The 19,836-nt window shown below is 74.0% G+C and carries 19 protein-coding genes and 1 pseudogene; 6 read left to right on the forward strand and 14 right to left on the reverse strand.

Annotated features, from left to right (window positions below):
* Positions 1-10: 10 nt before the first annotated feature.
* The 6 genes from ACQEVZ_RS09145 to ACQEVZ_RS09170 form a co-directional block, all read right to left on the reverse strand.
* Entirely contained in the window at positions 11-1,204 is a 1,194-nt protein-coding gene (locus ACQEVZ_RS09145; RefSeq protein WP_433363957.1) for an amidohydrolase family protein, read from the reverse strand.
* A 5-nt stretch (positions 1,205-1,209) separates the two neighbouring features.
* Positions 1,210-2,451 (reverse strand): RNA polymerase sigma factor, encoded by a 1,242-nt coding sequence (locus tag ACQEVZ_RS09150; RefSeq protein ID WP_433363960.1) that lies wholly within the window; start codon positions 2,449-2,451, stop codon positions 1,210-1,212.
* Positions 2,444-2,776, reverse strand: coding sequence for a YciI family protein (locus ACQEVZ_RS09155; RefSeq protein ID WP_433363963.1), 333 nt, complete (start codon positions 2,774-2,776; stop codon positions 2,444-2,446). The genes ACQEVZ_RS09150 and ACQEVZ_RS09155 overlap by 8 nt, the downstream gene beginning before the upstream one ends.
* Positions 2,777-2,857: 81 nt before the next feature.
* Positions 2,858-3,040 carry a hypothetical protein gene (locus tag ACQEVZ_RS09160; RefSeq protein ID WP_433363966.1) on the reverse strand — a complete coding sequence of 61 codons (183 nt, stop codon included), beginning with the start codon at positions 3,038-3,040 and terminating at the stop codon, positions 2,858-2,860.
* Positions 3,041-3,124: 84 nt separating this feature from the next.
* Entirely contained in the window at positions 3,125-3,481 is a 357-nt protein-coding gene (locus tag ACQEVZ_RS09165) for a methyl-accepting chemotaxis protein (RefSeq protein ID WP_433363969.1), read from the reverse strand.
* Positions 3,409-3,696 carry a hypothetical protein gene (locus ACQEVZ_RS09170; protein WP_433363972.1) on the reverse strand — a complete coding sequence of 96 codons (288 nt, stop codon included), beginning with the start codon at positions 3,694-3,696 and terminating at the stop codon, positions 3,409-3,411. The genes ACQEVZ_RS09165 and ACQEVZ_RS09170 overlap by 73 nt, the downstream gene beginning before the upstream one ends.
* A gap of 47 nt (positions 3,697-3,743) precedes the next feature.
* On the opposite strand from ACQEVZ_RS09170, the gene ACQEVZ_RS09175 reads away from it, so the two are divergent.
* Positions 3,744-4,010 (forward strand): CsbD family protein, encoded by a 267-nt coding sequence (locus ACQEVZ_RS09175; RefSeq protein WP_433363974.1) that lies wholly within the window; start codon positions 3,744-3,746, stop codon positions 4,008-4,010.
* A gap of 66 nt (positions 4,011-4,076) precedes the next feature.
* Here ACQEVZ_RS09175 and ACQEVZ_RS09180 read toward each other — a convergent pair whose 3' ends face one another.
* From ACQEVZ_RS09180 to ACQEVZ_RS09190, 3 genes are all read right to left on the reverse strand, one after another.
* On the reverse strand, positions 4,077-4,559 hold the full coding sequence (locus ACQEVZ_RS09180; RefSeq protein ID WP_433363977.1) for a DUF6194 family protein: 483 nt from the start codon (positions 4,557-4,559) through the stop codon (positions 4,077-4,079).
* A gap of 72 nt (positions 4,560-4,631) precedes the next feature.
* Complete coding sequence (locus tag ACQEVZ_RS09185) at positions 4,632-5,012, reverse strand: ATP-binding protein (protein ID WP_433363980.1); 381 nt, start codon at positions 5,010-5,012, stop codon at positions 4,632-4,634.
* 149 nt (positions 5,013-5,161) lie between these two features.
* Entirely contained in the window at positions 5,162-6,181 is a 1,020-nt protein-coding gene (locus ACQEVZ_RS09190) for a hypothetical protein (protein ID WP_433363983.1), read from the reverse strand.
* Between the two features lie 262 nt (positions 6,182-6,443).
* Between ACQEVZ_RS09190 and ACQEVZ_RS09195 the strand changes: the two genes are divergently transcribed.
* Complete coding sequence (locus ACQEVZ_RS09195; RefSeq protein WP_433363986.1) at positions 6,444-8,018, forward strand: cellulose binding domain-containing protein; 1,575 nt, start codon at positions 6,444-6,446, stop codon at positions 8,016-8,018.
* Between the two features lie 40 nt (positions 8,019-8,058).
* On the opposite strand, the gene ACQEVZ_RS09200 is transcribed toward ACQEVZ_RS09195, so the two are convergent.
* The 3 genes from ACQEVZ_RS09200 to ACQEVZ_RS09210 are packed head-to-tail and all read right to left on the reverse strand — an operon-like array spanning position 8,059 to position 9,989.
* Positions 8,059-8,628: a hypothetical protein gene (locus ACQEVZ_RS09200; protein ID WP_433363989.1), complete on the reverse strand. Its 570-nt coding sequence runs from the start codon at positions 8,626-8,628 to the stop codon at positions 8,059-8,061.
* A gap of 14 nt (positions 8,629-8,642) precedes the next feature.
* Entirely contained in the window at positions 8,643-9,350 is a 708-nt protein-coding gene (locus ACQEVZ_RS09205) for a glycosyltransferase family 2 protein (protein WP_433376695.1), read from the reverse strand.
* A 12-nt stretch (positions 9,351-9,362) separates the two neighbouring features.
* On the reverse strand, positions 9,363-9,989 hold the full coding sequence (locus ACQEVZ_RS09210; RefSeq protein ID WP_433363992.1) for a YdcF family protein: 627 nt from the start codon (positions 9,987-9,989) through the stop codon (positions 9,363-9,365).
* Positions 9,990-10,028: 39 nt separating this feature from the next.
* On the opposite strand from ACQEVZ_RS09210, the gene ACQEVZ_RS09215 reads away from it, so the two are divergent.
* Positions 10,029-11,153 (forward strand): hypothetical protein, encoded by a 1,125-nt coding sequence (locus ACQEVZ_RS09215; RefSeq protein ID WP_433363995.1) that lies wholly within the window; start codon positions 10,029-10,031, stop codon positions 11,151-11,153.
* Between the two features lie 40 nt (positions 11,154-11,193).
* Complete coding sequence (locus tag ACQEVZ_RS09220) at positions 11,194-12,021, forward strand: helix-turn-helix domain-containing protein (protein ID WP_344510490.1); 828 nt, start codon at positions 11,194-11,196, stop codon at positions 12,019-12,021.
* Positions 12,022-12,096: 75 nt separating this feature from the next.
* Here the strand turns inward: ACQEVZ_RS09220 and ACQEVZ_RS09225 are convergent, their stop codons facing one another.
* A complete protein-coding gene (locus ACQEVZ_RS09225; RefSeq protein WP_344510492.1) occupies positions 12,097-12,450 on the reverse strand; it encodes an RICIN domain-containing protein in 354 nt (117 codons plus the stop codon).
* Here ACQEVZ_RS09225 and ACQEVZ_RS09230 point away from each other — a divergent pair.
* Both ACQEVZ_RS09230 and ACQEVZ_RS09235 read left to right on the forward strand, forming a co-directional pair.
* Positions 12,353-14,674, forward strand: a pseudogene (locus tag ACQEVZ_RS09230) (glycoside hydrolase family 38 C-terminal domain-containing protein); the annotation flags it as partial. The gene ACQEVZ_RS09225 and the pseudogene ACQEVZ_RS09230 overlap by 98 nt on opposite strands.
* Before the next feature lie 2,132 nt (positions 14,675-16,806).
* Complete coding sequence (locus ACQEVZ_RS09235; protein WP_433364000.1) at positions 16,807-17,367, forward strand: DUF7158 domain-containing protein; 561 nt, start codon at positions 16,807-16,809, stop codon at positions 17,365-17,367.
* Positions 17,368-17,371: 4 nt separating this feature from the next.
* Here ACQEVZ_RS09235 and ACQEVZ_RS09240 read toward each other — a convergent pair whose 3' ends face one another.
* Complete coding sequence (locus ACQEVZ_RS09240) at positions 17,372-19,705, reverse strand: transketolase-like TK C-terminal-containing protein (RefSeq protein WP_433364003.1); 2,334 nt, start codon at positions 19,703-19,705, stop codon at positions 17,372-17,374.
* Positions 19,706-19,836: the final 131 nt, after the last annotated feature.

Raw genomic sequence — 19,836 nt, forward strand, 5'->3', positions numbered from 1 at the left:
GGTCCCGCCTTCAGTGGCTGACCGGCACGCCACGGACGTAGACGGCGCGGATGTCGTGCAGGGCCGCGGGGTCGCGCAGCGGGTCGCCGGCGACGGCCAGGAGGTCTGCGTCGAAGCCGGGCGCGACGCGGCCCTTCCGGTCGCCGAGCCCGCACACCCCCGCGGCGACCGACGTGACCGCGCGGAGCGCGTCGACCGGCGTCATGCCGATCCCGGCGAGCTGCGCGACCGCCCACCGCACGACGTCCGGCGGTTTGATCGGTGCGATGCCCGCGTCGGTGCCGGCGGTGATGACGGCGCCCGCCTCGTACATGCGGCGATTCCCGGCATGCAGCAGCGGCAGGCGGGACAGGACCGCCGGCGGCGGGGTGAAGCCCGGGACCGGCCTGACGCCGATCGTGATGCCGAGCGCCACCCGCCGCGCCACGATGGCGGCGAGCACCGCGTCGGGGACCGGGTCGACGCTGTCCGCGGTCATGAACGACACGTGCTCCAGCCCGTCGACCCCGGCCGCGAGGGCGTCGGCGATCGCCTGGGTGCCGTGCGCGTGCGCGGTGACGGGCAGCCCGAGCCGGTGCGCCTCGTCGACCGCGGCCCGCAGCTCGGCGACGCCGAACTGGGACCGCTCCGGCAGGGTGCCCGGCGTGAGGTTGCCGCCGCTCGCCATGATCTTGACGATGTCGGCGCCGCGTTCGGCGCGCTCGCGGACCGCGGCCCGGACCCCGGCGGCGCCGCCGCCAGAGTTGCCGCCGATGGCACCGCCGAGGAAGTGGCAGTGCCCGCCGGGTGTGGTGATCGGCGGCCCGGCGGCGACGATCGTCGGCAGCGTCGGGTCGCCCGCCACCGCGTCGCGCAGCGCGAGGGCGAGGTAGCCGCGGTCGCCGAGGTCGCGGACCGTGGTCACGCCGCCGCGGGTGGCGTGCCGGGCGGCGGCGGTCATCGCGGCGAGCGCCGCCGCCGCGTCGCGGCCCGCGAGGGCGCCGACCGGGTCGGTGGACGCGTCGAGCGCCAGGTGCACGTGGGTGTCGACGAGCCCGGGCAGGATCGTCGCGTCGCCGAGGTCGACGACGGCCGCCCCGGCGGGCACGGGCACGCCGGTGCCGGCGGCGGTGATCCGGCCGCCGTCGACGATCACGACCGGGTCGGGGGTCAGGGAGCCGGCGGCGCCGTCGAACAGCCGCGCCGCGCGCAGGACGATGGTCACGGCGCTCAGGATGCGCCCGCACCGCCGTTCGGCGCATCAGTGCTACCACGGAGGTGCCACTCAGCCGCGCGGGCCGAGAGGGCGCGGCGCTCCTCGTCGCTGTGCGCCGCCGCGGCAGCCCGCCGGAACAGCTCCGCGGCGCGCGCGTGCTCGCCGAGCCGCCCGGTGAGGTCGGCCTCCACCGCCAGGGCGTGCGGGTGCCCGTCGAGCGCGCGGACCGCGGCGAGCAGCGCCAGGCCTTCCCGCGGCCCGTACGCGTAGCCGTGCGCGACGGCCCGGTTGAGCTCGATCACCGGTGACGGCTGCGCGGCGGCGAGCCGGTCGTAGCACGCGGCGATCCGCGCCCAGTCGGTCAGGTCCGGCGACGGGGCGGTGGCGTGGCAGGCGGCGATGCGGGCCTGCAGCGCGTACGGGCCGTCGGCCGTCACCCGCCGCAGGACCTCGACCGCCTCGGCGATCGCGGCGTGGTCCCAGCGGTCGCGGTCCTGCCGGTCGAGGGTGAGCAGCTCGCCGTCCGCGCCGCGGCGGGCGGCGCGCCGCGAGTGCTGGAACAGGAACAGTGCCAGCAGCGCCGGCACCTCCGGCTGGTCCGGCATGAGCCGGTCGACGAGCCGCGCCAGGCGGATCGCCTCGTCCGCGAACGCGGGTTCGCCGTCGGCGTTGTAGCCCTGCGTGAACAGCAGGTACAGCACGGCCAGGACGCCGGGGAGGCGTTCGGTGAGCGCCCGGCCGGCCGGCACCCGGAACGGGATGCCGGCCGCCGCGATCTTCGACTTGGCCCTGGTGAGCCGCCGGGTCATCGCGGACTCGGTGACGAGGAACGCCCGGGCGATGTCGGCGGTCGGCACCGCGCAGATGGTGCGCAGCGTCAGCGCCACCCGCGCCTCGAGCGGCAGCGCCGGATGGCAGCAGGTGAAGATGAGCCGCAGCCGGTCGTCGAGCTCGCCCGGGACCGCTTCCTCGGCAGGGGTCAGCATGGCGATCTCCTGCAGCTTCCGGCGCTCCACGGCGGCGCGGCGCAGCACGTCGACGGCCCGGTTGCGGGCGGCCGTCATCAGCCACCCGCCCGGGTTGTCCGGCACGCCGTCGCGCGGCCACCGCTCCAGGGCCGCGGCGAGGGCGTCCTGCGCGCAGTCCTCGGCCAGGGCCCAGTCGCCGGTGACCCTGATCAGCGTGGCGACGATCCTCGAGTAGGCGCCGACAGCCGCCGCCGCGACCGGATCGCCGTCAGCCGGCGGGTTATGCAAAGGTCGCGAACGGCCGCAGCTCCAGCCGCCCGGCCCGCGCCATCGGGTGGGCCCGGGCGACCTCGATCGCCTCGTCCAGGTCGGCGCACTCCAGGATGTCGAACCCGACGATGACCTCCTTGGTCTCGGTGAACGGGCCGTCGGAGACGAGCAGCTCACCGTTGCGGACCCGGACGGTCGTCGCGGCGGACGTCGCGGCCAGCTGGTGGCCCGTCACCCGCCGCCCGGCGCCGTCCTGCCCGGCGACCCAGGCGACGATGTCCGGCTCGGGCGCCGGGTCGGTGTCGGGCTCGGTGTCGGTGCAGACGAACATCATGTACTTCATGGTGACGGGCCCTTCGTTCGACGGGATCTCACCATGGTGACGAGCGGGACCCCGCCGACCGGACAGCATGCGCGGAAAAAATTACGCGAGTTGAAAGCGGGACACGACCTGCCGCAGCTCCGCCGACATGCGGGCGAGGTCGTCGGCCGACGTGCGGGTCTGCGTGACGCCGTCGTTGGTGACCTGGCTCGCCTGCGCGACGCCGCTGATGTTGCTGGCGATCTCGTTGGCGCCGGACGCGGCCTCGGCGACGTTGCGGGTCATCTCGCTCGTGGTGGCGCTCTGCTCCTCGACGGCGGCGGCGATCGTCGTGGCGTACTGGTTGGTCTCGTCGATGACGGCCGCGATCTATGTGACGGCGGCGACGGCGGCGGCCGCGTCCTGCTGGATCGCGTCGATGCGGGCGGAGATGTCGCTGGTCGCCTTCGCGGTCTCCTGCGCCAGGTCCTTCACCTCACCGGCGACGACGGCGAAGCCCTTGCCGGCGTCGCCGGCCCGCGCCGCCTCGATCGTCGCGTTCAACGCCAGCAGGTTCGTCTGCTCGGCGATCGCGGTGATCGCCTTCAGGACGGTGGTGATCTCGCCGCTGGAGTGGCCGAGCTTGCGGATCGTCTCCGACGCCTGCTGCGCGGTCACCACGCCGCCGCCGGCGACCCGGGCGGCGTCGGCGGCGCTGCGGGCGATCTCGGCGATGGCGGCACCCATCTCCTCGGTGCCGGCGGCCACCGTCTGGACATTGCTGCCTCGCTGAGCCCGGCGACCGGCAGCAGCCCGCGGACGTACAGCGCCTTCGCCTCCGTCTTGAGCTCGTGCAGCCGCACCGACGCGAGGGCCGCGCCGGCGACCGCGACGACGCCCAGGATCGCCACCACGAGCAGCACCTTGGTGCGGACCGCCCGGTTCGCGAGCCAGCGCGTCATCGCCATCACCTCGAGGTTCAGATCGGTTGCGGTCAGGTGCGCCTGAGGTGACTCCCCGCACCGTTTCGCCCGCTGCACCAGGGGCACCACTACTGGTGGGTGCCGGCAGCGGCACCGACCTTCTGCGATTGGGGTTCGCCATGGGACTGAGCGACAAGATCGACAACCAGGCGGAAGAGACCGCCGGCAAGGTCAAGGAAGGCGCGGGCAAGGCCACCGGCAACGAGCGGCTCGAGGCCGAGGGCAAGGTCGACAAGGCCTCGGGCAGCCTCAAGCAGGCCGGTGAGAAGGTCAAGGACGCGTTCAAGGACTGAGCGCGGTCGCCAAAGGGCCCGCGTCCCGCCGGGGCGCGGGCCCTTGACCTGTCCATGACCGGCCGCTCAGCCCGGGTGTCTCCCGCGGCGGCGCAGGTCGGCCTCGGTGGCGTGCCGGTGCGCCACGGCGATCAGGTCGTCGAGGTCGGCGGCGGTACGGGCGCCGGGGTTGAGCACACAGACCCAGCCCTGCCGCCCGTACGCGGGATGCGGCAGGATCTCGTCGAGCCCGGCGAAGTCGATGCCCGCCTGCCGCTCGGGCAGCTCCGCGGGCGGATAGCCGAGGTGCGCCTCGAACGCCTCGCGCCCGGCGTGCACGTTGACCCGGAACACGCCCGGCCGGTCCAGCCGCGACGCCTCGTCCCAGCCGGGGGTGTCCCGCCCGACGATCGTCGCGAACGGCATCCTGCGGTCCGGGCCGACGTAGAAGAACCGGTCGCCCCAGCTCGTCTCCGGCGCCCCCGACTCCTCCGTCGCGAGCAGCAGCTCGACGCCGGGCAGGGCGAGGATCCGGCCGGCGATCGCCTCCGGGGTGGCAGCGTCAGTCATGACTTCAACCGTATCGTTGAACCACCCGGTGAAGGTTTGGCGCGCTCTGCCAGTACAGTGGCGGCGAAAGCCTCAAGCGGTGCGCCCTGCACGGGGCATGAACAGCCGGACCGTGACCCCGCGGGCGGTGCTGGTGATGTGCAGGTCCTGGCACAGGTTCCGGACCATCCACAGGCCGCGGCCGTTGATCTCCTCGGGCGCCGGCAGGTCCCGCGGCACGGACTCCGGCAGGCCCGGCCCGTGGTCGCTGACCTCGACCCGCACGCCCTCATCCGTCTGCTCGATGACGATCCGCCCGCTGCCGCCGCCGTGGCGGATCGCGTTGGCGGCGAGCTCACTGACCGCGATCACCAGATCGCGCACGTTGGACGCGGAGACGCCGGCGAGGCGGGCGGTCTGCTCGACGAGCTCCCGGACGCGGCGCAGACCATCACCGGTGAACTCCCGAGTCACAGAGCGTATCCGGTCGCGTGCCATCGGTTACCGCGTCCTTACGCCCGTCTCGTGGCCTGCCAACTCGTGGCCTGCCAATTCGTCCCCCGAGCAGGACAGTACCCATCAGGCGCGCTCCCGAACCCTGCCGGACCCGTGCTGGCCGGCGGTCACACGGGCAGCTGCTGGGCGGTGGGTCGCAGGACGTCGCGGACGAGGTCGGAGGCCTGCGGCATGCCCGGGCGCGCGGTCGCGCCGGCACAGGCCTGGGACTCGGCGGCCCGGGCGGCGGTGGCCAGGTCGGCGAGCTCGGCGGCGGGGATGCCGGCGCGCAGCAGCGGGAACTCCTCGGTCGACTCGCGCCGGGTGTGGGCGAGCAGCATGGCGTGGACGGCGGCCAGGCCGTCGACGTCGCCGAGGCCGATGGAGACGTCGGCGAGGGCCTCGCTGATCCGGCGCTCCTCGTCGAGCAGGTGGTCGGCGAGGTGGTCCGGGGGGTCGAGGTGCCGGGTGAGCGGGTGGACGATCTCCTCCTCGATCGTCTCGTGGACGGCGATCATCCAGGCGAGCTCGCCGAACGCGGTGTAGCGGTCCTCCCCCGCGGCGGCCGCGGTCCTGTCGAACTGCTCGTCGATCCGGGACTGGTGCTCGGTGAGCATCGCCGGCAGGTCGGCCACGCCGGCGGCCGGCATCGCGGCCATCAGCTCCTGCGGGTCACGGTCCTCGTGCAGGCGGAGCAGGTCGCCGGCGGTGTGGAGGGCGGCCAGCTCCATCTGCAGGTGCAGCTCCCACAGCTGGCGCAGCCGGCGGTCGGTCTCCTGCTCCAGGAACGTGTGGTACATGGCGCAGGCGGCGCACTCCTGGACGACCAGCTGGGCCCAGAGGCTCTGGTCGCCACCCGGGGACAGGGCGGCCCCGGCGAACGGGTGCAGCGCGGCGAGCGTGTCGTGGCGGGCCGTGGCGGCCAGGCCGAGGCGCTGCACGGCACGCTGGGACTCCAGGTCGGGGCAGCGCAGGGCGGCACGGCGGTTGAACAGGGCGGCGGCCGCCTGGAGGGCTTCCATCTCGTCGACCCGGCCGCTCGCGCCGGGCTCGGCGGAGCGCAGTTGGGTCGCCTCGACGTCGAGCTCGTGCCAGTGCCGGCCCTGGCGGCCTACCGGCAGTCCCGGGTGCTCCAGCGGGTTGAACATGGGCCCTCCCTCGGCAAACCGAACCAGGCGTGACGAATCCGAACAAAGCGTGACAAACCAGCAAGCTCGCGCGGCGAATCCGAACCAGGCGTGACGCGGAACGCGTGACAAGGAAGCGCTACCCAGCTTCGGCGGCGCGACACCCATCCTCCTCCGATCCGGGGGCTCGCGAAGCAAAGATCGAGCGCCGGGAACGACCCATTGACTTTTAGTTAACTTTCTTTATCGTTGGGCATCAATCAGACCAACGCTGGAGGCATAGATGGCGCTACGACACCGGCTGGTGCTGGTCGCCGCCGCGACGATCCTGGCGGCGGGCGGCACGGCCGTCCTCGCCGGGACCGCGGAAGCGGCCGGCTCGCTGACCGCCACCCTCACGTACGACTCCGACTGGGGCTCCGGCTACCAGGCGAAGTACACGATCGCGAACGGCTCCGCGGCGACCGTCACGTCGTGGAAGGTCGAGTTCGACCTGCCGGCCGGGACCACGCTCGGCAGCTACTGGGACGCCCTGGCCGGCCAGGCCGGCACCCACGTCACCGCGACGAACCGGACCTACAACGGCACGCTCGCGCCGGGCGCGTCGACCAGCTTCGGGTTCCTCGTCTCCGGCGGCGGCAAGCCCGCCAACTGCAAGCTCAACGGCGCCAGCTGCGCCGGCGTGGCCGACACGCAGGCGCCGACCGCCCCGGCGAGCCTGCGCGGCACCGGTGCCACCTCGTCCAGCGTCAGCCTCGCCTGGAACGCCTCGACCGACAACGTCGGCGTCACCGCGTACGACATCTACCGCGGCGGCACCCTGGCCACCACCGTCACCGGCACGAGCGGCACGGTCGGCGGGCTGTCGGCGTCGACGGCCTACACGTTCACGGTCAAGGCGCGCGACGCCGCGGGCAACACCTCCGCCGCGAGCAACCAGGTCAGCGTCAGCACCACCGCGGGTGGCGGCGGCGGCGGCACTGCGGTGCCCGTCGCACCGTACGTCGACATGGGCGCGTGGCCGACCCCGTCACTCCCCGACATGGCGACCGCCGGCAACATGAAGAGCTTCACCCTCGCGTTCGTCAACAGCGCCGGCTGCAAGGCGTCGTGGTTCAACGCGTACGACCCGAGGGCCGCGTGGGCGAAGGACCAGATCGACGCGATCCGCGCCCGCGGCGGCGACGTCAAGATCTCCTTCGGCGGTGCGAGCGGCATCGAGCTCGCCCAGGCCTGCGGCACCCCCGCGGCCGTCGCGGCAGAGTACCAGGCCGTCGTCGACGCGTACCAGCTCAACTACATCGACCTGGACATCGAGGGCGCGGCAGTGGCCGACCCGACCACGGTGGCGCGCCGGTCGCAGGCCCTCGCGCTGCTGCAGGCCGCCCGGCCCAACCTGAAGATCTCGCTGACCCTGCCGGTCCTGCCGGAGGGCCTCACCGCCGACGGCGTGGCCGTGGTCCGCTCCGCCCGCGACGCCGGGGTGAACCTCGACCTGGTCAACGTCATGGCGATGGACTACCAGCGCAGCAGCGGCGACTACGGCAATTTCGCCGTGCAGGCGGCGCAGTCGACGTTCGCGCAGCTCAAGACCCTGTACCCGGCGAAGACCGACGCGCAGCTGTGGCGGATGGTCGGCGTGACGCCGATGCTGGGCAAGAACGACGACGGCGGCACCTACGACCAGGCCGACGCCCGGCAGCTGGTGGCGTTCGCGCAGGCCAACCACCTGGGCATGCTGTCGTTCTGGGAGACCACCCGGGACCGCAACGCGTGCACCGGCGCGCTCTACATGTGCACCAACATCCCGCAGCAGCCCTACGAGTTCAGCCGCATCTTCGCCGCGTACACCGGCTGAGACCCGCGCTGAGTCGGCTCACGCACCGCGCTGAGACGGCTCACGCACTGAACGGCGTCGCCGGTGGAGCGGACCGGCGGCGCTGTTCGGCCGTGTCGTGCACCGTCTCCGTCGCGGGGTGGGAGAACAGCGCCGGAGCGATCTTCGCCCGCGCCGGCGCCTCGACGCCGACGGGGGCAGGGGCGGCGCTGGGAGCGGCGGCGGGCGCGGGCGCACCGCCGGCGGGTCGCAGTGCGGCGGCGGCGTCGGCGGCGGGCATCGCGCCGGAGCAGACCGCCCGCCACAGGGTCATGGCGGCGCCGGACACGGTGACGACCTGCCGGTCGAGGGCCTCCGGCGTCGCACCGGCCTTGGCGAGCACGGCGGCCGCGGCCGGCTGCAGGTCCACCCACGGGCGCACGGTCGCGGCGGTGAACCCGGCCGACGCCCACTGCGCCGCGAGCCGGCTGATCCGCTCCGCGACCGCCATGGGCACGACGTCGCGGCCGCTCGGCCGCTCACCCAGCAGCGCCCGCGCCAGGTCGGTCAGCTCCGCGATCGGCACCCACCCAGCCTCGCCCCCGTTCACTGCGGTCTTCTGGGTCGGGCGGCGGCCAGTGGTCGGTTCCATGCCTCCATGATCCCTCATCGCGTGACCGGCCGGCTACGCGCACCCCTCCATGACAGCGCGTGACGCAGCAGCGGGCGGTAGACGCGGGCCGAGTCGGACAGCGAACCGAAGTGCGAGGTGCCGTTGTCGCCGATGTACGTGGTGGCGATGACCGTCTCGTTGATCTGCCGGCCGGCGCGCGCGGCGTGCAGCAGGACGTTCATCTCGTACTCGAACCGTTCGCCCGGGATCCCGCACAGCCAGTGCAGCAGGTCCGCCGGGTAGCCGCGCAGCCCGGTCTGCGTGTCCCGGACGCCGCGGCCGGTCGCGGCGCGGAACAACACGCGGGTGACGGCGTTGCCGAAGCGGCTGCGCAGCGGCACCCGGCCCTCGAAGCGGCGCACGCCGAGCACCATCTGGCCGCCGACCTCCACGTGCTCGGCGACCCGGAGGATGTCCGCCAGGAGGTGCTGACCGTCGGGGTCCGCGCAGACGACCGCCTGGCCGGGGTGCGCCGCGGCGATGTGCCGGAAGCCGGTCTTCAGCGCCGCGCCCTTGCCGCGGTTCGTCCCGTGTCGCAGCACCGTGCAGCCCAGCTCCCGGGCGCGGTGCAGGAGGCCCGCGGCGGCCGGTCCGCTGCCGTCGTCGACCACGACGACGTGCGCCCCCGGCCGCGCCCCGGACAGCGCGACGACGGTGCTGACGAGGCCGTGGCCCGGCTCGTACACCGGCAGCAGAAACATCACGGATGCCTGTTACCCAGCCGGGCGGCGGCGCAATGCCGCCACCGCCGCGCGCTCGCGGCGCAGCAGCCCGGCGGGGTCGGCGACGCCCAGGAACCAGAGCCGCGACGCGACGTGCAGCGCCCGCTCCCGCCGCGACGCCGGCTCGCCGCCGGTCGCGGGCACGTCGAGCAGCGCCGCACCACGCAGCCGCAGCACTTTGCGGGCGAGGAACCGGATCCGCGGCAGGTGCCACGCGTGCGAGACCAGCCCGAGCGGGTGCCCGGGGCCGAACTCGTGCCCGGCGAGCAGGCCGTCCTCGACCGTGTGCAGCAGGTTCTCCAGGGTGCTCCGCGACCGGCACTCGGTCCGCAGCGCCGCGTGGCGGTCGAGCCCGGCGGCCCGCGCCCGGGCCACCATCAGGTCACCCTCCCGGCAGCCCTCCGGCGGTCGCGGCGCGCCCTCGGCCGCCTCCGCCCACCCGCCGCTGAACACGACCAGCGGCGCCGCCGCGGCGTCGAACGCGTCCCGGTGCGCCGAGACGTAGCCGACCGCGGCGTCAACCCTGGCGGCACCCGCCGGGGTGAGCACCCATTCCCCGCCGGCGGTCGCGACCCCTCGCCCGAACACCAGCAGCACGGTCGTCACCGGCGCCGTCACGATCCCACCGTACTCACCGCGCCGTGCTTGACTGCGCGGGTGACGGACGATCTCGCCTCGCTGCTGGCGCGGCTGCCGCGGCTCACCGGGCTCGAGCACGACCGGCTCGTCGTGACCGTCGAGCAACGCGGCGACCCCGCGGCGATCGGGCCGCTGCGGGCACGGGTGGGTGAGGCGCCAGGGGAGGCGCTGTTCGGACTGCACCACGCGCTGGTCCGGCTGACCGGCCACGACCCGGTGCTCCCCCTCGACCGCGACGCCTGGCCGCACGCGGTGCGCATGGCGTGGGCCGCCTGGACGCCGGCGACGGAGGCCCGGCCGCGGGTGGAGGACGTCGAGCCGCTCGGCGACGACCGGGCGAGGCTCGTGGTCGCCGACGGGCGCGGCGTCGTCGGCATCGACTACGACCCGACGCCACCCGGCTCGACCTGGCCGCGCTGGTTCAAGTCGCTCCTCGTCGGCGGGTCGCCACTGTACGGGGTGGGCTCCGACTGCGGCACGTGCGAGACCACGCTGCACCTCATCGGGTGGCCGGAGCGGCCCGCGGCGGCGCTGTCGCAGCTGGTGCGGGAGCGGCTCGGCGACGTGACCGCGCTGGACCGGGACGTGCTGGACGCGGTGGCGCCGCTGCTGACGGGGCTGCGCTCCGGGCACTACCTGGCCGCGCTCGCCGACCTGGACCTGGAGCTGGTCGGCGACCCGGCCGCGTCCTGGTGCGTGCGGCGCCACGAGCTGCGCGTCGACGAGAAGCCCTTCGACGTGCCGGAGGTCGACTGGCCCGGCACCGGCCATCTCCAGCTGCGCACGACGGTGCCGGGGGTGCGGCCGACGTTCGCCGTGGTGCTGCCGTCGCAGGACCTCGCGGCCGTCGATCCGCGTACCGTGGCGGCACACACGGCGAGGATCGCCGCGGGTGAACGGCCCACCGCCGTGGTCACCGCGTGGGTGGAGGACCGCGACGTGCGGATGGACCACCCCGAGCGGTTCTTCGTCGGGGTGGTCCTCGACGGGCACCACAAGCTCGTCGCGTACGCGCGGCACGGCGTCCCGGCGCGGGTGCTGCTGCTGTGCCGGGTCGAGGACTCGTGGGGCCCTTCCGCCGACCGCACCGCGTTCCTCCACGAGGTGCTCGACGGAATGCTCGGCATTGACCGCGGTACATGAGCGCGTTACTTTGAGGATTCTTTACAGAAAGGTGGAGGACGTGCTGCCGAGGCACGAGCTGGACGTGCCGGACCCGGCGCCGCTGCCGTTCGCGATCGGCTCGTTCGACTGGTTCGGGCCGATGGCGCGGGCCGGCTTCCCGCACCGGCACAGCTTCCACGAGATCGTCTACGTCACCCGCGGCACCGGCGCGCACGTCGTGGACCTCGCCGCGCACCGCCTGCGGCCGCCGCAGCTCTTCGCGGTCGCACCCGGGCAGGTGCACCACTGGCGGGACGTCTGCGGGCTCGACGGCTGGGTGATCGTCTTCGCCGACGACGCGCTGCACCAGCACCCGGAGGACCGCCGCGCCCTGACGGCCCTGTCGGCCGCGCCCGGGCTGCGACCCGCCCCCGGCGACGCGGCCGGCCTCGAGTCGCTGCTGGCCGCGATGGCGCTCGAGTACACCGAACGCCGGCCGGGCTTCACCACCGTCCTGGCCGCACTGCTGCACGTGCTCGTCGTCCGCGCGCTGCGCCTCGGCGCGCCGAGGCCCGCGGATCCGGCGCCGGGCGTGGCGGAGCGGTTCGGCCGGCTGCTCACCCACGACACGGGGATCGCGCCGACCGTGCGGGCCTACGCGGCGCGGCTCGGCGTCTCCACCAGCCACCTGACGGAGGCGGTGAAGGCGTCAACCGGCGAGCCGCCCGGCCGGCTGATCCGCCGCGCCCAGGCCCTGGAGGCGCGGCGACTGCTGGCCCGGACCGGGCTGAGCGTCGCGCAGGTCGCGCACGCCGTCGGGTTCGCCGACCCCGCGTACTTCTGCCGCTTCTTCCGCCGCGAGGTCGGCGTCACCCCCGGCCGGTTCCGGGAGCTCAACCGGGAGTGACCCCGAACTTGCAGTACACGTGCCTCCTGGGGAGGAGCCGGCCCGCCCGGTGCGGCGCCCGGGCGGGCCGGGGTCTCAGGTGCGGTACCAGCGCTGGTTGGCGCCGCCGTTGCAGGTCCAGATGGCCAGCGGGGTGCCGTTGGCCGTGCCGTGCGCGGTCGCGTCGAGGCACTTGCCGGATGCGACACTGACGACGGTGCCGTCGGCGTTGACGCTCCACTGCTGGTTGGCGCCCGTGTGGCAGTCGTAGATGATGACCGGCGTGCCGTCCGCGGTGGCGGCGCCATTCACGTCCAGGCACTTGCTCCGCGGTGAAAGGCTGAACCAGCACATGCGCATCGTCGGCGTCACCGGCACCGAACTGTTTCTCACCGGCCCGCTGCAGGTCGTCCGCGTCGAGGTCGAGGACTGGCCGGGACGGCTGGACATCACCGGCGACGGCGTCGCGGGCCACGCCGACGTCCACAGTGGACCTCTGGTTGAGGTCGGCGTCTCGTGTACAGCGCCGCCCGGCGCGACGGTGCCGATCCGGGTGACCGCCGCCGGTGGGCACACGGTCGAGGCCTCCCTCGTCGTCGCCGAACCGGGCTGGACGGTGTGGATGGTCCCGCACTTCCACTACGACCCGGTCTGGTGGAACACCCAGGCGGCCTACACGGCGACGTGGGACCGCGAGGGCCGCCTCGGCACCGAGTTCCGGGCCGCGTTCCAGCACACCGGCTTCGACCTGGTCCGGCTGCACCTGGAGACCGCCCGCCGCGACCCGGACTACAAGTTCGTCCTCGCCGAGCTCGACTACCTGAAACCCTACTGGGACAGTCACCCCGAGGACCGCCGGTACCTGCGGACCCTGCTCGCCGAGGGCCGCCTCGAACTCATGGGCGGCACCTACAACGAGCCCAACACCAACCTCACCTCCGCCGAGTCGACGATCCGCAACCTGGTGCACGGCATCGGCTTCCAGCGCGACGTCATCGGCGGCGACCCCCGCACCGCCTGGCAGCTCGACGTCTTCGGGCACGACCCGCAGTTCCCCGGGCTCGTCGCCGACGCCGGCCTCGACTCGTCGTCGTGGGCGCGCGGCCCGTTCCACCAGTGGGGGCCGATGCTGTGGACGTACGAGCCGCGCGACGGCTGGGGCGACCCGTCGGCGATGCAGTTCAGCTCCGAGTTCGAGTGGATCTCCCCTTCGGGCCGCGGCGTGCTGACCCACTACATGCCCGCGCACTACTCGGCCGGCTGGCACATCGACGCCCAGCCGACCCTCGCCGGCGCGCAGCAGAGCGTCTACGAGCTGTTCCTGCTGCTGAAGAAGGTCGCCGCGACCCGCAACGTGCTGCTGCCCGTCGGCACCGACTACACGCCGCCGGCGAAGTGGGTGACGGAAATCCATCGCGAGTGGAATTCCCGCTACGCCTGGCCCCGCTTCGTGTGCGGGCTGCCCCGCGAGTTCTTCGCCGCGGTCCGCGCGCAGCTGGCCGCCGACGGTGTCCCGGCCGCACCGCAGACCCGCGACATGAACCCGGTCTACACCGGCAAGGACGTGTCGTTCATCGACACCAAGCAGGCGCAGCGGCACGTCGAGGCACTGCTGGTCGACGCGGAGCTCTTCGCGACCGTCGCCGCCGCGCTGCACGGCGCGCAGTTCCCGCACGCCGAGGTCGACAAGGCGTGGCGGCAGCTCGTGTACGGCGCCCACCACGACGCCATCACCGGCAGCGAGTCCGACCAGGTGTACCTGGACCTGCTGACCGGCTGGCGGGAGGCGCACGACCTGGCGGGGTCCGTGCTGGACGGGGCGCTGGACCGGCTCGGCCCGCGACCCGGCGGGGGGCCGGACCGGTCCGTGGTCGTCTTCAACCCGTCGGCCTGGCCCCGCACCGACCTGGTCCGGGTCCGCGTCGACCTGCCCCACCCCGGCACGACCGGCCTCACGGTCGGCGACGTGCCCGTCCAGCTGGAGCACCCGCGCCACCACGAGGACGGCACCCTCGCCTCGGTCGACGTGGTCTTCCGCGCCACCGACGTGCCGTCGCTGGGCTACCGCGCCTTCCCCCTGGCGCTCTCCTCCGCCCCGGCCTCCGCCCCGGCATTCGGCTGGACTGCGACCGGGGGCGAGCCGGTCATCGCCAACGACGTCTACCGCCTCACGGTCGACCCGGCCCGCGGCGGCTGCGTGTCGAGCCTCGTCGACCTGCGCACCGGCCGCGAGCTGCTGCGGCCCGGCCGGGTCGGCAACGAGCTGCTCGTCTACGACGAGTACTCCGCCCACCCCCGCTTCCACGAAGGGCCCTGGCACCTGCTGCCGAAGGGCCCCGCCACCCACGGCTCCGCCCGGGAGCCCGCCACCGGCGTCCTGGTCGAGCACGGCCCGCTCGGCGAGCGGATCACCGTCACCGGCGCGGCCGGCCCGCTGCGGTTCACGCAGACCCTGACCCTCTGGCACGGCGACGAGCGCCTCGGCCTCGCCACCCGGGTCGACGACTTCACCGGCGAGGACCACCTCGTCCGGCTGTGCTGGCCGGTGGACGTCCCCGGCGGGCTGCCCGTCAGCGAGGTCGGCAACGCCGTCGTCGGCCGCGGCTTCGGGCTCGTCGAGGTCGACAGCGAGCAGGCGCCGTGGACCCTCGACAACCCGGCGCAGCACTGGTTCGCGGTCTCCAGCACCGCCCGCGTCGACGTGCACGACCTGTCCGGCGTACGCCGGCACACCAGAGCGATCGGGATCGCCGAGATCGTCGCCGCGCAGGACGTGCGGGACCTCGCCGTCGCGCTGGTGCGGCGCGGGGTCACCGCCACGACGTCCCGGCCCGGCGGCCCGCGCTACGGGCGGCTCGCCGTCGACTCCAACCTGCCGGACGTGCGGATCAGCGTCGGCCGGACCGCGTTCACGGAGGCCGTCCTCGCCGCCGCGGACCCCTCGTACGCCGGCGAGGTCGACCGGCAGCTCGCCGCCGCGGGCCGCGCCCGGGTGCTGGTGCCCGCGGCTCGGCCGCTGACGGACGTGTGGGTGCCCAACGCGGACCTCACCGGCGTCCTGGACCTGCCGGTGCTCATCGTCATCGGCGCCGGCGCGGTCGAGGCGCTGTGCGACGACCTCGCCGCCACCGGGACCGTGCCGGTGACGCAGCCGTTGACCGTCATGCCCGACCCCGATCTCGACGACCGGACCGTCGCCATCGTCAACCGCGGCATCCCCGGCTTCGCCGTCGACACCACCGGCGCGCTGCACCTGTCGCTGCTGCGCTCCTGCACCGGCTGGCCGTCCGGGGTGTGGATCGACCCGCCGCGCCGCACCGCACCCGACGGCTCGACCTTTCAGCAGCAGCACTGGACCCACACCTTCGACGCCGCCCTCGTCGCCGGCCCCGGCGACTGGCGGGCCACCGCCCTGGTGCGGCACGGCCACGAGGTGAACCACCCACTGCACGCCCGCGTGGTCCCCGGCTCCTCCGCTGAGTCCGCAAGCTACCTGACCGTCTCATCCACCGGCGACATCGTCGTCACCGCGCTCAAGCCTTCAGGAAATCCACTCGCCATTGGAATCCCCCCAGCTACGGTCAACAACGTCACGGTGCGCCTCTACGAGGCGTCCGGCTCCCCCACCGACGTCCGGCTCGCCCTGTGGACCCCGGTGACGGCCGCCCACTCGACCGACCTCCTGGAATCACCCGCCGCCGCGCTCCGCCTGCGCGACGGCGCGGTGCTGCTGTCGCTGGACGGTGCAAGCATCGCGCAGTTCACGGCCGACACAGACCCCATCGCCCCGGCCCCGGCGCCGGCCGCCCCCGCCTACGCGAAGTACTGGCTGCACAACACCGGCCCGGCCCCGACCGGCAACCTCCCGGTGACAGTCCACCTCAACCCACCCGTCGCCACCATCACCCCCACGCCGACCGCCCCGCCCACCACAACCGCCCCGCCCGACGTGCCTGACACGGCCGCCGCACCCGCCGCGCCCGACACAGCCGCAATTTCCGCCACGCCCGACACGGCCACCGCACCCGCCGCGCCCGACACAACCGCAATTTCCGCCACGCCCGACACGGCCACCGCACCCGCCGCGCCCGACACAACCGCAACTCCCACAGCGCCCGCCGTGTCCGCCATGCCCGCAACTTCCGACGCGACCGCAACTCCCGTCACGTCGGCAGCTTCCGATGCGCTGGCTGCTGCCGTCACACCCGCCACTGATGTCGTGAGCGGCGGCGGGGCGGTGGCCGTGACGGTGACCGTGGCGTCGGATCTGGCCCGCGACCGCGCTGCCGGCACCGTCTCGCTCGAGGTGCCGCCGGGGTTCGGGGCGGAGCCGGGCGGGTTCGCGTTCGACCTTCCGCCGGGCGAATTCGTCCGGCACCAGGTCGTAATCCATCCTCCGTTGGATATTCGGCAGGGGGTGTACTGGCTGCGCGCCAGCACCTCGCACGGTGTCGAGGACTTCGTGCGACTGCTCGTCGGCGTCAACGGACCCGAAACCGTGACGGCCGCCTGGAGCGACCCCGGCCCGTTGCGACTGCGCCCCGGGCAGTCCAGCCAGCTGGAGCTCTCGCTCGAAACCGACGCCGCTGGGCCGATCGTCGTCGACGTGCAGCTCGTCAGCCCGTGGCACACCTGGGACGTGTTCCCGGCACCGTCGCACCGGGTGGATCTGAGCGGCCGGACGACGCTGCGGATCCCGGTCACGGTCCCGGACGGGCATGACCCGGGCAACTGGTGGGCGCTGTGCAAGGTCGCCCACGCCGGCGAGCTGCACTACACGGCGCCGGTCACCGTCACGGTGCTGCCATGACCGCCGTCGCCTGGGTGGCCGGCAGGCCGCTCGACGTCGCCGCGGTGGACGCCCGGCTCGCGGCGATGCGCCAGGGGCCTTACGCGGCGCGGCTCCCCGACCCGGCCACCGCGGAGGGCCGCAACCTCCGCCGCTGGCTGGTGCAGGTGCTGACCGTGGAGGCGGTCGTCGCCCACGAGGCGCACGCGCTCGGGCTGACAGCGGCCTCCGGCGACGCGCCCCGGCAGGTGACGCTCGCGGAGGCCCTGCGGTCCGGCGGCGTGACCGCGGCGGTCGTCGCGGCCCATCCCCTCGCACGGTCGCTCCGCGCGGTCGTGGCGCCGCCGGTGCCCGCAACCGAGGCGGATACGGCGGCGTACTACGACCGCAACCGGGACCTCTTCCCGCTGGATTTCGCGCAGGTGCGTGACGCGCTCGCCGCCCGGCTCGGCGCGGAGGACGCCGAGCGGCGGTTCGCGCGGTGGCTCGAGGAGCGTTGCGCCGCGCTGGTGCGGTTGGCGCCCGGTTACGAGCACCCCGGCGACCCGAGGCACCCAGACGCCGTGCACCGGCACTGACCGGTCAGCCGGTCAGGTCCAGCGCGGCCCGGACGACGGAGTCCGTGTCGATGCCGTGGTAGCGGTAGACGTCCTCCAGGCCGCCGGCCTGGCCGAACCGTGACACGCCCAGCGACAGCGTCCGCACCCGGTTGACCGTGGCCAGGAACGCGAGTGTGTGCGGGTGCCCGTCGAGGACCGTCACCATCGGCGCGGCCCGGTGCTCGGGAAACACCTGGTCGAGGATCCACGACGGCCCGTCGCCCTGCCCGCGGCGCGCCTGGACCGCCTCGAACAGGCGGCCGGGGCTGGTCACGCAGATGACCTCGGCGTCGACGCCGAGGCCAGCGAGCCGGTCCGCGGCCGCCAGGGTCTCGGTGACCATCGCGCCCATCCCGACGAGCGTGACCGCCGGGGTCGCTCCCGTCGCGGCGCGCAGCGTGTACGCCCCGGCCAGGACCTGGCGGCGGCGCCGCTCGCGGGCGGCCGGGTCGGTGGGGACCGCGGCCAGGGCCTGGTTGACCGGGCGGGTCGACAGCCGCAGGTAGGAGGAGCTGCCGTCGGGCCGGCCGAGGCGGGAGATCGCGTCGAACAGCGTCCACTCGACCTCGATCGCGAACGCCGGCTCGAAGCTGACGCAGCCGGGCTGCTCCAGGCCGATCGACGGCGTCTTGATCGACTGGTGCGCGCCGCCCTCGGCCGCGAGGCTCACCCCGGACGGGGTGCCGACGAGGATCGACTGGCCTCCGGCGTAGATGCCGTAGGACCAGGGTTCGAGGGCCCGCTCGACGAACGGGTCGTACAGCACCCCGATCGGGAACAGGGGCTGGCCCCAGCGGCTCCAGGTGGCGCCGAGCTCGCCGATGAGACCCACCAGGTTGACCTCGGCGATGCCCAGCTCCATGTGCTGGCCGGTGGGGCGCTCCCGCCAGTGCATGGTGGTCTCGCTGTCGTCGGCGAACCAGTTGTGCCGCTCCGTCGGCGACCACACGCCGACCTTGTTGAGCCAGCCGGCGAGGTTGGTGCTGGAGCTGACGTCGGGGCTGACGGTGACCACCCGGCGGGCCGCCTCGGGCGCCTCGCGGGTCAGGTCGAGCAGCGCCCGGCCGAGCGCGGCCTGCGTGGTGGACGTGCCGGACGGCGTCCGGCCGATGTCGGTGGGGATGGCGGGCGGCGTCACGGCCGCCGGGGTATCGCGCCGCAGCCGGTCCGCCGCGTCGCGGCACAGCCTGCCCGCGGCGGAGTCGGCGGCGAACCGCACCCACGGCCGGCCGGCGTCCATGCCCAGGCCGGCGGCGAGCTGCTCGTACTGCTCGACGGTCAGCAGCGAGGAGTGGTTCTGCGGGTGGCCCTGGGTGGGCAGGCCGTAGCCCTTGATGGTGTACGCGATGACGACCGTCGGGCGGGTGTCGTCGATCTGCGCGAAGGCGGCGCGCAGCGCGTCGAGGTCGTGGCCGCCGAGGTTGCGGATCGCCTTCGTCAGGGTGTCGTCGTCGAGGTCCGCGACCAGCGCGGCGACCTTCGGGTCGGTCCCGGGCAGCCGGGCCCGCAGCTCGTCGGCGCCGCAGCGCAGCAGCCGCTGGTACTCCGGGTTGGGCATGTCGATGATCCGGCGCTTGAGCTCGGCGCCGCCCGGCCGGGTGAACAGCTCTTCCAGGAGCCGGCCGAACTTCACCGTGATCACCTGCCAGCCGGCGGCGGCGAACATCTGCTCCAGCCGGCCGGCGGCGATGTGCGGCACGACCCGGTCCAGGGACTGCCGGTTGAGGTCGACGATCCAGACGACCTCGCCGAGCTCCGCGACGGACGCGTCGAGCATCGCCTCCCACACGGCGCCCTCGTCGAGCTCGGCGTCGCCGACGAGTGAGTACTGCCGGCCGCCGCCGGTCCTCGCGTCGGTCTGCGCGTCGACGAACCGCCTGGCGATCGCGCCCCAGATCGGTGCGGTCGCGCCGATGCCGACCGAGCCGGTCGAGTAGTCGACGGGGTCGGGGTCCTTCGCGCGGCTCGGGTAGGACTGCAGCCCGCCGAACTCCCGCAGCCGTGGCAGGTAGGACTCGTCCAGCTCGCCGAGCAGGTAGTTGACGGCGTGCAGGACCGGCGACGCGTGCGGCTTGACCGACACCCGGTCTCCCGGCCGCAGCTGCTCGAACCACAGCGACGTCATGATCGACACCATGGACGCGCACGACGCCTGGTGCCCGCCGACCTTGAGCCCGCTCGGGTTGGGCCGGACCCGGTTGGCATGGTGGACCATGGCCGTGGACAGCCACAGCACCCGGTCCTGGACCTGCTGCAGGGCGTCGGGCTCGGCCTGATCCGTCACGGGCACCACCGGTGTGTGGAGAATGCTGGTCATGATGCCACAGTAGGGTGGAATATATAATAGACGCAAGAGTCTCCTGTGGCCGCCGTTGCAGGTGTACGACTCCCCTGCGTGGCAAGGCGATCCAGGCAACACACCGAAACGCACGCGGATGCGCTACCGTA

Source organism: Dactylosporangium sp. CA-152071, assembly GCF_050936335.1.
GTDB classification, from domain to species: Bacteria; Actinomycetota; Actinomycetes; order Mycobacteriales; family Micromonosporaceae; genus Dactylosporangium; species Dactylosporangium maewongense.

What these genes read in the sequence shown, in the direction of transcription:
- ACQEVZ_RS09160 (WP_433363966.1), bottom strand. Translation starts at nt 3,040, where the DNA reads ATGACCCGCAACGTCGCCGAGGCCGCGTCCGGCGCCAACGAGATCGCC.
- ACQEVZ_RS09205 (WP_433376695.1), bottom strand. Translation starts at nt 9,350, where the DNA reads ATGTTTCTGCTGCCGGTGTACGAGCCGGGCCACGGCCTCGTCAGCACC.
- ACQEVZ_RS09225 (WP_344510492.1), bottom strand. Translation starts at nt 12,450, where the DNA reads ATGTCCAGCCGTCCCGGCCAGTCCTCGACCTCGACGCGGACGACCTGC.
- ACQEVZ_RS09170 (WP_433363972.1), bottom strand. Translation starts at nt 3,696, where the DNA reads ATGACGCGCTGGCTCGCGAACCGGGCGGTCCGCACCAAGGTGCTGCTC.
- ACQEVZ_RS09200 (WP_433363989.1), bottom strand. Translation starts at nt 8,628, where the DNA reads ATGGAACCGACCACTGGCCGCCGCCCGACCCAGAAGACCGCAGTGAAC.
- ACQEVZ_RS09180 (WP_433363977.1), bottom strand. Translation starts at nt 4,559, where the DNA reads ATGACTGACGCTGCCACCCCGGAGGCGATCGCCGGCCGGATCCTCGCC.
- ACQEVZ_RS09240 (WP_433364003.1), bottom strand. Translation starts at nt 19,705, where the DNA reads ATGACCAGCATTCTCCACACACCGGTGGTGCCCGTGACGGATCAGGCC.
- ACQEVZ_RS09235 (WP_433364000.1), top strand. Translation starts at nt 16,807, where the DNA reads ATGACCGCCGTCGCCTGGGTGGCCGGCAGGCCGCTCGACGTCGCCGCG.
- ACQEVZ_RS09195 (WP_433363986.1), top strand. Translation starts at nt 6,444, where the DNA reads ATGGCGCTACGACACCGGCTGGTGCTGGTCGCCGCCGCGACGATCCTG.
- ACQEVZ_RS09190 (WP_433363983.1), bottom strand. Translation starts at nt 6,181, where the DNA reads ATGTTCAACCCGCTGGAGCACCCGGGACTGCCGGTAGGCCGCCAGGGC.
- ACQEVZ_RS09165 (WP_433363969.1), bottom strand. Translation starts at nt 3,481, where the DNA reads ATGGGTGCCGCCATCGCCGAGATCGCCCGCAGCGCCGCCGACGCCGCC.
- ACQEVZ_RS09155 (WP_433363963.1), bottom strand. Translation starts at nt 2,776, where the DNA reads ATGAAGTACATGATGTTCGTCTGCACCGACACCGAGCCCGACACCGAC.